Source organism: Pseudomonas sp. GW704-F2 (assembly GCF_059423025.1).
Genome location: NZ_JBWKXO010000001.1, coordinates 182,928 through 195,625, shown reverse-complemented (window position 1 = coordinate 195,625; position 12,698 = coordinate 182,928). Strand labels below are relative to the sequence as shown.

The 12,698-nt window shown below is 61.8% G+C and carries 13 protein-coding genes; 5 read left to right on the top strand and 8 right to left on the bottom strand.

The genetic code is table 11. The features are described from left to right. Positions 1-50 precede the first annotated feature (50 nt). Genes AC07W0_RS00885 through AC07W0_RS00875 form a run of 3 tightly spaced genes read right to left on the bottom strand, consistent with a single transcriptional unit; the run spans position 51 to position 2,377 of the window. Positions 51-1,031 (bottom strand): alpha/beta hydrolase family protein, encoded by a 981-nt coding sequence (locus AC07W0_RS00885; protein WP_102616975.1) that lies wholly within the window; start codon positions 1,029-1,031, stop codon positions 51-53. Then, positions 1,032-1,919: a KPN_02809 family neutral zinc metallopeptidase gene (ypfJ, locus tag AC07W0_RS00880; RefSeq protein ID WP_046482187.1), complete on the bottom strand. Its 888-nt coding sequence runs from the start codon at positions 1,917-1,919 to the stop codon at positions 1,032-1,034. It abuts the gene before it with no gap. A gap of 44 nt (positions 1,920-1,963) precedes the next feature. Continuing rightward, entirely contained in the window at positions 1,964-2,377 is a 414-nt protein-coding gene (locus AC07W0_RS00875; protein WP_046482185.1) for a lipoprotein, read from the bottom strand. A gap of 185 nt (positions 2,378-2,562) precedes the next feature. On the opposite strand from AC07W0_RS00875, the gene AC07W0_RS00870 reads away from it, so the two are divergent. Continuing rightward, positions 2,563-3,441, top strand: coding sequence for a DMT family transporter (locus AC07W0_RS00870; RefSeq protein ID WP_017848293.1), 879 nt, complete (start codon positions 2,563-2,565; stop codon positions 3,439-3,441). 1 nt (position 3,442) lies between these two features. Here the strand turns inward: AC07W0_RS00870 and AC07W0_RS00865 are convergent, their stop codons facing one another. Beyond that, a complete protein-coding gene (locus AC07W0_RS00865; RefSeq protein ID WP_046482183.1) occupies positions 3,443-4,777 on the bottom strand; it encodes an MFS transporter in 1,335 nt (444 codons plus the stop codon). Positions 4,778-4,987: 210 nt separating this feature from the next. Between AC07W0_RS00865 and quiC the strand changes: the two genes are divergently transcribed. Continuing rightward, positions 4,988-6,886, top strand: coding sequence for a 3-dehydroshikimate dehydratase QuiC (gene quiC / locus AC07W0_RS00860; protein ID WP_017848291.1), 1,899 nt, complete (start codon positions 4,988-4,990; stop codon positions 6,884-6,886). Between the two features lie 81 nt (positions 6,887-6,967). Next, the gene (locus AC07W0_RS00855; RefSeq protein WP_017848290.1) at positions 6,968-7,633 is read left to right on the top strand and encodes a TetR/AcrR family transcriptional regulator; all 666 of its coding nucleotides are present in this window, start codon (positions 6,968-6,970) and stop codon (positions 7,631-7,633) included. A 64-nt stretch (positions 7,634-7,697) separates the two neighbouring features. On the opposite strand, the gene AC07W0_RS00850 is transcribed toward AC07W0_RS00855, so the two are convergent. Both AC07W0_RS00850 and aroQ read right to left on the bottom strand, forming a co-directional pair. Continuing rightward, entirely contained in the window at positions 7,698-8,546 is an 849-nt protein-coding gene (locus AC07W0_RS00850) for a shikimate dehydrogenase (RefSeq protein ID WP_046482177.1), read from the bottom strand. A 5-nt stretch (positions 8,547-8,551) separates the two neighbouring features. Then, entirely contained in the window at positions 8,552-8,992 is a 441-nt protein-coding gene (gene aroQ / locus AC07W0_RS00845; protein ID WP_102616974.1) for a type II 3-dehydroquinate dehydratase, read from the bottom strand. A 273-nt stretch (positions 8,993-9,265) separates the two neighbouring features. Between aroQ and AC07W0_RS00840 the strand changes: the two genes are divergently transcribed. Next, positions 9,266-9,694: a hypothetical protein gene (locus AC07W0_RS00840; RefSeq protein ID WP_046381972.1), complete on the top strand. Its 429-nt coding sequence runs from the start codon at positions 9,266-9,268 to the stop codon at positions 9,692-9,694. Beyond that, positions 9,691-10,128 carry a DUF2442 domain-containing protein gene (locus tag AC07W0_RS00835; protein ID WP_046381973.1) on the top strand — a complete coding sequence of 146 codons (438 nt, stop codon included), beginning with the start codon at positions 9,691-9,693 and terminating at the stop codon, positions 10,126-10,128. Before AC07W0_RS00840 ends, AC07W0_RS00835 begins: the two co-directional genes overlap by 4 nt. Positions 10,129-10,134: 6 nt before the next feature. On the opposite strand, the gene trmA is transcribed toward AC07W0_RS00835, so the two are convergent. Together trmA and AC07W0_RS00825 are read right to left on the bottom strand one after the other, a co-directional pair. Continuing rightward, on the bottom strand, positions 10,135-11,214 hold the full coding sequence (gene trmA / locus AC07W0_RS00830; protein WP_046381974.1) for a tRNA (uridine(54)-C5)-methyltransferase TrmA: 1,080 nt from the start codon (positions 11,212-11,214) through the stop codon (positions 10,135-10,137). After that, on the bottom strand, positions 11,211-12,506 hold the full coding sequence (locus AC07W0_RS00825) for an NCS2 family permease (RefSeq protein ID WP_017848284.1): 1,296 nt from the start codon (positions 12,504-12,506) through the stop codon (positions 11,211-11,213). Before AC07W0_RS00825 ends, trmA begins: the two co-directional genes overlap by 4 nt. Positions 12,507-12,698: the final 192 nt, after the last annotated feature.

Sequence of the window (12,698 nt, the reverse complement as noted above, 5' to 3'; positions counted from 1 at the left end):
GCAATCGGGGGCAAGCCCCCTCCCACAGGTTGAGCCGGTTTCTGCAGGTGTTACTGAGAGAACAGTGCCTTCTGCCCTTCAGGCGAAGTGAAGATCCCATCGCCGTTATGCCCAACCCCCGGCACTTCCACCAGCTTCTGGGTCAGTTGCGGGTGGCGCTGCTTGAGGTAGTCGAAATAGTTGTGCCCGCGAATCAGGCGGTACGCGCCCTGAGTCTCGGCTTCGCAGCTTTTATCCAGCGCCGGGTGGTTCGGGTCGGTGTCTTGCCGGCCCAGCAGGTAGGTGATGTCACGCGACACATAGGCCTGTTCCAGTTGCTCGGCGCTTTGCCCCTTGGCATAGGCGGGCAGGTGTTGCATGCCGTACTTCCAGTCATTGAAGCCAGGGCAGTCGGCGACCTTGAACGGCACCGGGCGCTGCGGGCTGAAGTAGGCGTAGGACGACGGGTTGGCCACCACATAGCGCAGGCGGATGCCCGCGCTTTGCAGGCTCGGTTGAGCCTGGCCGGTGAGCGCGAAGCGCTGCACCACCTGGCCGCCGCCGGAATGGCCGGCCACCACAATCTCTTTCAGTGCCGGGAACACGGTGCGGTTGCCCAGGTGCTCGATAATCTGGTCCAGGGCGCCGTAGGAACTGACCTGGCCGGGGCCCGTGGAGGGCCCGCCGGCCATCCAGTCATTGCCGTTCCAGCGCAGCACTTGCGGGGCCAGGTGATGGCGTTTCACGTCCGAGTCATTGAGAAACTGCGGCGCGACCACCAGCGTCGTGCCGCCAACCCCGGCATGTTCGGCGGCGTCTTCAGCGCTCTGCAGGTAGGTCTGTGCGTTGCGCAGGCGACCATGCACGATGATCAACGCACGGGTGACGTTGGGCAGGGGTTTACTCCAGTCCTGGCTCAAGCCGAGGCTGAGGTCGCCGGCCGGCAGGTGAAAGCGCTCGGGGCTGACCACCTTGACCCCCTGCTCGGCGGCCCAGGTGGAGGCGCTGCAGGCGACCAGCACACCCAGCAGCATTCGCAATCGCGTATGCATTTAAAGGCTCTTGGCCGCGAAGGTGTCGCATTGAGTGATCTGGCCTTGGGCAAAGCCGGTCTTGAACCAACGCACGCGCTGCGCCGAGGTGCCGTGGGTAAACGAGTCCGGCACGACACGGCCCTGGCCCTGTTGCTGCAAACGGTCATCGCCAATCGCGTTGGCCGCATTCAGCGCTTCTTCGATATCGCCGGGTTCCAGCCAGTTCAGGCGTTTTTGCGCGCGGTTGGCCCACACGCCGGCAAAGCAGTCGGCCTGTAGCTCCTGGCGCACCAGCAGGCCGCCGTCGCCTTGCATCTGCCGGCCTTGCTGGCGCGCAACCTGGATCTTCGACGAGATGCCGAGCAAGGTCTGCACGTGGTGCCCGACTTCGTGGGCGATCACGTAGGCCTGGGCAAAATCGCCGGCGGCCTGGAAGCGTTGCGACATTTCCCGGAAGAAATCCAGGTCCAGGTACACCTGCTGATCCGCCGGGCAATAGAACGGGCCGCTGGCGGACGTGGCGCCACCGCAGGCGGAATTGACCCGGCCACGGAACAGAATCAGTTTCGGGTTCTTGTAGGCCAAGCCGTTTTCCTGGAACACCTGGGCCCAGGTGTCTTCGGTATCGCCGAGCACCGCACGGACAAAGTCGGTCTGCTCATCATTGGCCGGCGGCGCCTGGCGCGACGGGGTGCTCACCGAGGGCGCCTGTTCCAGCTGGCCGGTCAATTGGCCGAGGATCTGCAGCGGGTCCTGGCCGGTCAGCCAGCCGATGCCGACGATCAACACAATCGCGGTCAGGCTCAGGCCCTTGCCGCCGCCAAAACGCATGCCGCCACCACCACCGCCACTGTCATCGCGGGCATCCACCACGTTGTCGCTGCGTCGGCCTTTTTTCCATAGCATGGGGCAATCCTCTGTGTGCTAAGCGTGATTGATTATGGTCGTGATTAACGGCAATAGCCTTCGCCGGTGGCGACGATCAGGCAGTTCTTTTTATCCGCCAGCCATTTCAACCCGGTTGCCGCACCGTCACCGGCGCGCAGCTGTTGCGGGCCATCGGGGCGGGTGAAGGCGATGCCGTCTTCGGCCGCTTCACCTTTGAAGGTGCCGGCGGCGTCGGCGTCGAGGCCGTATTGCATGGTAAGAAGGTAGTGGCCACGGCCGATGCTGTCGTCCTTGGCGATGGTCAGGTGCAAGCCTTCGACGCCGATCCATTTGCCGACCCAGCTGTCGGTGGGTGGGGTTTGCGGCACCAGGGTCGCTTGCACGGAAGGCGGCGCCGGTTTGGCGGGCGCCTTGGACTCTTGGTTGCACGCGGTGAGCAGGGCAAGGGTAGACAGAAGAAAGACAGTTTTTTTCATAGCGGAAAGGCCTTGGTTAAAAAGTGTGCAACGCCGGGGCGAACGTGCAGCGTTGGACTCGATTGCAGTGATTTAGTGCGCTGTTCGCACGGTGTTTGGTTATGCTCTTGGGGCAGACGCATGCCCGACTGCTAGATTAACGGGTTGAGTACCACCGCGTTCAGCCCGCCACGCAAGAGAATTCAATGACTGTCAGCACCCCACTTTCCGGCGTCAACCATCCCTTCAAAGGCATTCTGCTGATTGTGGTGGCGACTTTTCTGTTCTCCAGCCACGACGCCTTGTCCAAATTCCTGGCCGGGTTCTACCCGATCGTGATGGTGGTGTGGGCGCGTTACCTGGTGCATACCTTGTTGATGGCCGGGATTTTCCTGCCGCAATCGGGCTTGCGCGTGCTGCGCAGCAAGCGGCCGGGGATGCAGGTGGTGCGGGCCTTGTGCCTGTTGGGCACCAGCCTGTTTTTTACCGCCGCGCTGCATTACATCCCGCTGGCGGAAGCCACCGCAGTGAACTTCCTCGCGCCGATCCTGGTGACGGCGCTGTCGGTGCCTCTGCTCGGTGAACACGTGACGCGTGGCCAATGGCTGGCGGTGATCTGCGGGTTTGTCGGGGTGCTGGTGATCATCCACCCGGGCGGTGAACTGTTCACCCCGGCGGTGCTGCTGCCGCTGTGCTCGGCATTGTTCTTCTGCTTCTACCAACTGCTCACGCGCATCCTCAGCCAATACGACACGCCCACCACCAGTAACTTCTTCGCCGGCCTGTGCAATACCTTGGTGATGAGTGCGATGGTGCCGTTCTTCTGGCAAGTGCCAACCCTGTGGCACGGCGTGTTGATGCTGGCGTTGGGCACCTGCGGGATGACCGCGCACTTGCTGCTGACCCAGGCCTTCCGCTTCGCGGCGCCGGCCTTGCTGGCGCCGTTCGGCTATTGCCAGATCGTGTTTGCGGGCGTGTTGGGCTGGCTGGTGTTTGCGCATACCCCCGACTTGACCACGGTGGTCGGCATCGGGGTGATCTGCATGAGCGGGTTGGCCGCTGCCTGGCAGCAGCGGCGGCGCTGAATCAGGCGTCGACCCTGGGAATCTTGCGCGGTGCCATGAAGTACATCCAGGTCAGCGCGATGAAGTACATCGCCGGGATCAGGGTGAACAGCACGGTGTAGTTGTTGTTCGTCACGGTCAGGATGTGGCCGACAATCTGGGTCATGAACATGCCGCCGATGGCCGCGCACATGCCGCCGAAGCCGAATACCGTACTCATCATGTGCTTGGGCGTGTAGTCCATCACCAGGCTCCAGATGTTGGCGGTCCAGGCCTGGTGTGCGCCAATCGCCAGGGAGATGGCGAACACCGCGACCCACAACTGGCTGGAGCCGGCGGCCATGATCACCCCGATGATGCAGCAGGCGAACAGCAGCATCGACAGCAGCCGCGCCTTGATCGAATTCATCCCGCGGCCGATCAGGAACGACGACAGAATCCCACCGCCCACGCTGCCGAAGTCGGCGGTCAGGTAAATGATGATCAGCGGGATACCCATCTGCGTGACGTTGATGCCCAGGTTGTATTGCTGGTTCAAGAACGGCGGCAGCCAGTACAGGTAGAACCAGAACACCGGCGCGGTCAGCGAGTAGGCGATGGCGAAGGCCCAAGTGCCGCGCATGCGCAGGATGCGGCTGAAGGGGACGCGGGGCTGTTCCGGTTCGACTTCCCGTTGGATGTAGTCCAGTTCGGACTGCTTAACCGTCGGATGCTCTTCCGGGTTGTAGTACTTCAAGCCCCAGAACAGCAGCCAGATCCCACCGAGTGCCGACATGCACAGGAACGCCGCTTGCCAGCCCCATACGTGCAGGATCAACGGCAGCAGCATCGGCGTCATCATCGCGCCGACGTTGGTACCGGCGTTGAAGATGCCGGTGGCCACTGCGCGCTCGCCGGCAGGGAACCACAGGCGAGTGGTCTTGACGCAGGCCGGGTAGTTGGCGGCCTCGGTCAGCCCGAGGATGAAGCGGCAGACCATGAAGCCGACGGCCGAGGTGGCCAGGCCATGGGCGCCGGTGGCCACGCTCCACAGCAGCACCGCGCAGAAGAACACGCGCTTGACACCTACGCGGTCGATCAGTCGGCCTTGCAGCACAAAGCCAATCGCGTAGCCGACCTGGAACCAGAAGTTGATGTTGGCGTAGTCCATCGCCGTCCAGCTCATTTCTTTGGCCAGGATCGGTTGCATCACGCCGAGGGCGGCGCGGTCGATGTAGTTGAGTGTGGTCGCGAAGAACACCAGGGCCAGCATGCCCCAGCGAGTTTTACCGACGGCCATTGCACCGCGGATCTTGTCGCCGATGCCGGCGTGCGGATTGGCCGGGCGCGCAGCCAGGACGGAGTTTTGCGAAGGCATGAGGGTTTACCCGTTTTTGAAATTTTTATGGTGTGTTCTGGGTTTTGTTACGGAATCGATGGTGCGCAGTGGCTAAAAAATCGTCAATTCGCCAATGGCCATTGTGTTCGATAATCGCCCTGAAAACTAACTGGTTCGTACATTTCAATTGCTGCATTAGGCTAGGGGGCGAATAATTTACTGTAAATAACAATTGCCGGGAGTCGCCCCATGCAACGTTCCATCGCCACTGTTTCCTTGAGCGGCACCCTGCCGGAAAAGCTCGAAGCCATTGCCGCCGCCGGGTTTGATGGGGTCGAGATCTTCGAGAACGACCTGTTGTATTACGACGGCAGCCCGCGGGAAGTCAGGCAAATATGCACTGACTTGGGCCTGGCCATCACCTTGTTTCAGCCATTCCGCGACTTTGAAGGCTGCCGCCGCGACCGCCTAGCGCGCAACCTGGAGCGCGCCGAGCGTAAATTCGACCTGATGCACGAGCTGGGCACCGACCTGGTGCTGGTGTGCAGCAACGCCTCGGCCGATTGCGTGGGCGATGAACGTATTCTACTCGATGACCTCAGCCTGCTCGCCGAACACGCCGGCCGCCGTGGCTTGCGCATCGGCTATGAAGCGCTGGCCTGGGGCCGGCATGTGAACACCTGGCAGCAGGTGTGGAACCTGGTGCGTCAGGTCGATCACCCGAGCCTCGGGGTGTTGCTCGACAGCTTCCACACCCTGTCGCTCAAGGGCGACCCGAGCGCCATCGCGGAGATCCCCGGCGACAAGATCTTCTTTGTGCAGATGGCCGACGCACCGATCCTGGCCATGGATGTGCTGGAGTGGAGCCGACACTTCCGTTGCTTCCCCGGCCAAGGCGAATTCGACCTGGCGGGTTTTCTCGCGCCGATCATCAAGAGCGGCTATACCGGGCCGCTGTCCCTGGAAATCTTCAACGACGGCTTCCGCGCCGCACCAACCCGAGCCAACGCGGCGGACGGCCTGCGCTCGCTGCTCTACCTCGAAGAGAAAACCCGCCAACGCCTGGCGCAGGAACGCCCTGCCGTACCGCTGGATATCCTCTTCGAAACCCCGCCCGCCAGCGAATACGACGGCATCGAGTTCCTTGAGTTTGCCGTGGACGAAGACCTCGGCGCCAAGCTGACCCAATGGCTGGAGCGCCTGGGCTTCGTCAAGGCCGGCCAGCATCGCTCCAAGAGCGTCAGCCTGCTGCGTCAGGGCGATATCAACCTGATCCTCAACTGCGAGCCCTACTCCTTCGCCCACAACTTTTTCGAGGCGCATGGGCCGTCGCTGTGCGCCACCGCGATTCGGGTCAAGGACAGCGCCAAGGCCCTGGAACGGGCGGTGGCCTACAAGGGCCAGCCGTATCGTGGCCTGGTCGGGCCGAATGAACTGGAATTGGCGGCGGTGCGCGCGCCGGACGGTAGCCTGATTTACCTGGTGGACCCAAGCGAAGGCGTATACGACACCGATTTCAATCTGCAACCGGGCGCTGCCACCAGCGGCGGGCTTTTGCGCATCGACCACATGGCGATGGCCTTGCCTGCCGACAGCCTCGACAGTTGGGTGCTGTTCTACAAGAGCTTGCTGGATTTCGAGGCCGATGACGAAGTGGTGCTGCCTGATCCGTATGGCCTGGTGAAAAGCCGTGCGCTGCGCAGCCGTTGCAGCTCGATTCGTTTGCCGCTGAATATTTCCGAAAACCGCAACACCGCGATTTCCCACGCGCTGTCGAGCTATCGCGGCTCGGGTGTGCATCACATTGCCTTCGACTGCGCGGATATTTTCGCCGAAGTGCGCCGGGCCAAGGAGGCGGGTGTACCGCTGCTGGATATCCCGCTCAACTACTACGACGACCTGGCGGCGCGCTTCGATTTCGACGACGAGTTCCTCAGCGAGCTGGCGTACTACAACGTGCTGTACGACCGCGACGCCCAGGGCGGTGAGTTGTTTCATGTGTACACCGAGCCGTTCGAAGGGCGGTTTTTCTTCGAGATCATCCAGCGCAAGCATGGCTACGCCGGCTACGGTGCGGCCAATGTGGCGGTGCGTCTGGCGGCGATGGCCAAGTCGCGCAGTGGTGCGGTACGCCAGGCACGGTTGTGACGGCAGGGCCGGTGCTTCCTTCGGGGAGCGCCGCGGCCCATAATCGCGGCCTGCACAATAAAAAACGGCCGTGAGCGCACCATGACCTTGACTCCCGATCTCTCCGCAGTGTCAGACGCACCGCGCAAGAGTCGCAAGAACAACCCGGAAAAGACCCGCGAAAACATACTGCAAGAAGCCATTGTCGAGTTTGTTCAGCAGGGCCTGTCCGGCGCTCGCGTGGATGCGATCGCCGAGCGTATCCACACCTCCAAACGCATGATCTATTACTACTTCGGCAGCAAGGAGCAGTTGTACGTCGAGGTGCTGGAGAAGCTCTACGGCGATATCCGCAACACCGAATCACGCATGAACCTCACGGCCCTGGAGCCGCGCGAAGCGATCAGTCGGCTGGTGGAGTTCACCTTCGATCACCACGACCGGAACGTGGATTTCGTGCGTATCGTCTGCATCGAAAATATCCACAATGCCGAGTACGTGAAGCGCTCCGATTCAATCAAGGCGATGAACAGCAACATCCTGGACGCGCTGGGCACGACCTTGCGCCGTGGCGCCGAAATGGGGCTGTTCCGCGAGGGGCTGGAGCCGCTGGACGTTCACCTGCTGATCAACTCATTCTGTTTTTATCGCGTATCCAACCGCCATACGTTCAGTGAGATTTTTCAGATCGAATTGTCGGACGAGGCGGTTAAGCAGCGGCATCGACAGATGATTTGCGAGTCGGTGCTGCGTTACCTGCAAACCTGAGGTTGGCGCGGATTCACGGAGGGAGGGGCAAACTCCCTCCCACATTTGGATGCGGTTTCGGCCGTCAGCTCTTCATGCTCTGGAAGTGCGCCAACATCCTGTGTGCATCCGGCACCACGCCACTGAACAATTCGAACGCCTTCACCGCCTGAAATACTGCCATGTTGCCGCCATCCAGAGTGCGGCAACCCAAGGCGCGGGCGTTGCGCAGCAGTTCGGTTTCCAGTGGGAAATACACGATTTCCGCGACCCACAATTGCGCGTGCAGCAAGGCCGGTGGCACGGGCGTGCCGGGCAGTTTGGCCATGCCCATCGGCGTGGTGTTCACTAACCCGTCGGCCTCGGCCATGGCGTTTTCCAGATGGGTGCCGACCTGGGCCCGTCCCGGGCCGAAACAGTGTGCGAGGTTATCCGCCAGGTCCTGGGCGCGGCTGGCGTCTACGTCGAAAATGCTCAAGTGCTCAACGCCTTCCGCCAGCAGCGCATGGGCCACCGCCGCGCCTGCGCCGCCGGCGCCCATCTGGACCACGCGTCGCCGAACGACATCCTGCAAGTTGCGCCGGAAACCTTCGGCGAACCCCAGGCAGTCGGTGTTATGGCCGATGCGTTTGCCCGCTTTGAACACCACGGTGTTGACCGCCCCAATGCCCCGGGCCTCGTCGGACAATTCATCGAGTAAAGGCAGGATCGCCTGCTTGCACGGGTAGGTAATGTTCAACCCGGTGAAGTTCATCTGCTCGGCGGCCTGCAGCAGGTCGGGCAGGGCATTGATGTCCAGCTGCAGCGGTTCCAGGTCGATCAGGCGATACAGGTAACGCAGTCCTTGGGCGTCACCTTCCTGTTCATGCAGGGCGGGCGTGCGGGAGGCCTGGATGCCGGCGCCGATCAGGCCGGCGAGGACGCGCGGTTTCATCGGGCTCATCCTTTCACCGTGCGGCTGAAATGTTCCAGGGCCAGGTGATAGCCGTGGCTGCCAAACCCGGCGAGTACCGCCTTGGCGATGGGCGACACGAACGAGTGATGACGAAACGCCTCGCGCGCATGCACGTTGGATAAATGCACCTCGATCACCGGCACTTCACTGGCCACCAGCGCATCGCGAATCGCCACCGAGGTGTGGGTCCAGGCCGCCGGGTTGATCACGATACCGGCGCAACGGGCGCGGGCGCCGTGAATCCAGTCGAGCAATTCGCCTTCGTGGTTGGTTTGGCGAAATTCGATGGTCAGCCCCAGTTGCTCGGCACTGCGGCCACACAGCGCGGCGATGTCGGCCAGGGTTTCATGGCCATAGGTGGCGGGCTCACGGGTGCCGAGCAGGTTGAGGTTGGGGCCGTTGAGCACCAGCACGATGGGCGGCATAAGGGGATCTCCACAGTTATTGTTCGTTGTGCGGATAAAATGTACTGAATGGTTAATTTGGTCAATCGATGGCGGTAGATGTGTTCGATTATCGAACCGTTAATCAGTGAGACCGGGCATTTCCAGGTGCTGCCATGAGTCGTTACAAGACCGTATTCGACGGTTTGCCCGCTGTTACTACGCTGTGAAAAACGCCCTGTTCAAGGAGCCGGTTGTCGGGTGATGTATGGAAAAGTGTTACCCGGCGGAAAATAACCTAACGGATGGGTTACGATGAAAGTAGGCACTTACAAAGGACATGTGATTGCGGTGTTTCTCAGGGATGAGCATTGCCCGCCTCACGTGCATGTCAGGGGAAAGCAATGGGATGCGCGTTTTCGTTTCAGCTTTCTGGATGGGCGAGTGGAGCTTTGGGATGTAGACCCCGAACGGCGGCGGCCACCCCCCGGGATTCTGGAGGGCATTCGCCAGACGTTGATGCAGCGACACGTCCTGGCTCGTGTACGAAGGATCTGGTGGGAAAAACTGCAAACGGTTTGCCTGGAGAACCATTCCTGGGATTGGGACGCCGACGAGGTGGTGCCGGGGTTGATCATTCGGCGTGGCGTCTATGTGATTGCAAACGCCCGACACGATGTGGCGGGGCAGCGAACCCTTTTGAATCTGGTCAGGGCGCCAGATTGTGTGGAGATTGATCTATGAAAATCGTAAAAGCCAAAACTTTGCCCGATGTACCGATCACTGAGGCCGATATCGATAAGGCCATAGTGCGGGGGCGCAAACTGAAGCGTGTGTACGCCAATGCCTGCTCGGTGCGTTACGAGGATGACTGCATCTCCATCGGCTTCAGCGATGGCAGTCGCATCATGTTGCCGGTGGCCGGTCTTCCGGAGTTCGAAGGGTTTTCCGCGCAGGACTTCGAGCAATTGGAGGTCGGCTTTGGCGGCAAGGCGCTGTGCTGTGAAGCCCGCGACCTGCATGTTTCCATCACCGGCCTGATTGCGACCAGCCAGCCCTTGATGGATCTGGCCGTGAGCCTGGTGGCGTCGCACAACGGCCGTAAAAGCAGCGCGGCCAAATCCGCCGCCGCCCGAGCCAATGGCAAGAAGGGCGGTCGGCCGCGCAAGGAGCCGTAAGGGAGGTTATCGACGGGTCAACAGCACCCCGGACTCCATATGGTGCGTCCATGGGAACTGGTCGAACATCGCGCATTGGGTAATCCGGTGCGTGTCATGCAGTTGCGCAATGTTCGCCGCCAGGGTTTCCGGGTTGCAGGAGATGTAGAGGATGTTGTCGAAGCGCCGGGTCAGTTCGCAGGTGTCCGGGTCCATGCCGGCGCGCGGCGGGTCGACGAAGACGCTGCCGAATTCGTAGCTTTTCAGGTCGATGCCGTGCAGGCGTCGGAACGGGCGCACGTCGTTCAGCGCTTCGGTGAGTTCTTCGGCGGAGAGGCGCACCAGGGTGACGTTATCCACTGCGTTTTCATCGAGGTTGCTCAGGGCTGCGTTCACCGAGGTCTTGCTGATTTCGGTGGCGAGCACGTTGCGCACGCGGGTGGCCAGCGGCAGGGTGAAGTTGCCGTTGCCGCAGTACAGCTCCAGCAGATCGTCCGGGCGATCGCCGAGTGCGTCGTATGCCCAGTTGAGCATCTTCTGGTTCACCGTGCCGTTGGGCTGGGTGAAGGCGCCTTCGGGTTGGCGATAGCTGAACGTGCGGCCACCGACGTCGAGTTTTTCCACCACGTAGTCATGGCCGATCACATCGCGTTTGCCCTTGGAGCGGCCGATGATGCTCACGTTCAAGTCGGCGGCCAGTTGGTTCGCGGCGGTGTGCCAGTGCTCATCCAGCGGGCGGTGATAGCACAGGGTGATCATCGCGTCGCCGGCCAGGGTGGTCAGGAACTCCACCTGGAACAGCTTGTGGCTCAGGGCGGCGCTGGCTTGCCAGGCGGCCTTGAGCTGCGGCATCAACTGGTTGATGCGCTGGCTGGCGATGGGGAACTCGTCGATCAGGATCGGCGTGCGCTTGTCGTCCTGGGAGAACATTGCGTAGTGGCGTTCCCCCGCTTCGCGCCACAGGCGGAATTCCGCGCGCAGGCGGAAGTTCTGCAGGGGCGAGTCGAAGACCTGAGGCTGTGGTGCGTCGAACGGTGCCAGCAGGTCACGCAAGCGCGTGACCTTGTCTTGCAGTTGAACGGTGTAGCTTGCGGCGTCAAAAGTCATGCGTTGAACCAGCCCAGCTTGATCACAAACAGAATCGACAGAATCACCAGCGCCGGGTTCAGCTCACGGTAGCGGCCCGAAAGCAGCTTGATGGCGGTCCAGGCGATGAAACCGAAGGCGATGCCGTTGGCGATGGAGTAAGTGAAGGGCATCGCCAGGGCGGTGATCACCACCGGCGCTGCAACAGTGATGTCATCCCAGTCGATTTCCGCCAGGCCCGAGGTCATCAGCACGGCCACGAACAGCAACGCCGGTGCAGTGGCGAAGGCCGGTACGCTGGAGGCCAGTGGCGAGAAGAACAGCGCCAGCAGGAACAGGATCGCGACCACGACCGCGGTCAAACCGGTGCGGCCACCGGCACTCACGCCCGCGGCGGATTCGATGTAGCTGGTGGTGGTCGAGGTGCCCAGCAGCGAACCGGCCATGGCGGCGGTGCTGTCGGCGATCAGCGCACGGCCCATTTTCGGCATGTGGCCATCCTTGTCCATCAACCCGGCGCGCTTGGCCACGCCGATCAGGGTGCCGGAGTTGTCGAACAGGTCGACGAACAGGAACGCGAAGATCACGCTGACCAGGCCGATGTCCAGCGCGCCCTTGATATCCAGCTGCAGGAAGGTCGGGGCCAGGGACGGTGGCATCGAGGTCACGCCGCCGAACGGGGTCACGCCGAGCAGAATGGAGACAATGGTCACCGCCAGGATGCCGATCAGCACCGCGCCGCGTACCGCCAGGGCTTCCAGCGCGACGATCAGCGCGAAACCGAGGGCGGCGAGGATCGGTGCCGGTTGTTTCAGGTCGCCCAGGCCGACCATGGTGGCCGAGTTGCTCACCACGATCCCGGCGTTGTGCAGGGCGATCAGCGCCAGGAACAGGCCGATACCGGCAGCAATCGCCGAGCGCAGGGGCAGGGGGATGCTGTTGATGATCCATTCACGGATGCGGAAGATCGACAGCATGAAGAACAGCACCGCCGAAATGAACACCGCCCCCAGCGCCACTTGCCAGGTATGGCCCATGTGCAGGACCACGGTGTAGGTAAAGAAGGCATTGAGGCCCATGCCCGGCGCCAGCGCGATCGGGTAGTTGGCGATCAAGCCCATCACGGTCGAACCGATGGCCGCTGCCAGGCAGGTGGCGACGAACACTGCGCCCTTGTCCATGCCGGTTTCGCCGAGGATGCTCGGGTTCACGAACAAAATGTAGGCCATGGCCAGGAATGTCGTGATGCCCGCGAGGATCTCGGTTCGCACGTTCGTGTTGTGTGCTTTGAGTTGAAACAGCTTTTCCAGCATGCCTGCTCCCTGTGACGCTATGTTGCGTCGTTATTTGTTGACCTCTAAGTCAAAGCACAAATTGCGCCAAGCGCCTGTGGTTTCAGAGAGGATCGGAAAAAGCGGCGCATCATACCAGCAGCCGAGGCCGTGTGGCGCACGGGCTTGGCTTTGTGGCGCATGGCTGTGAATCATGGCCTTGAGGCATACTGC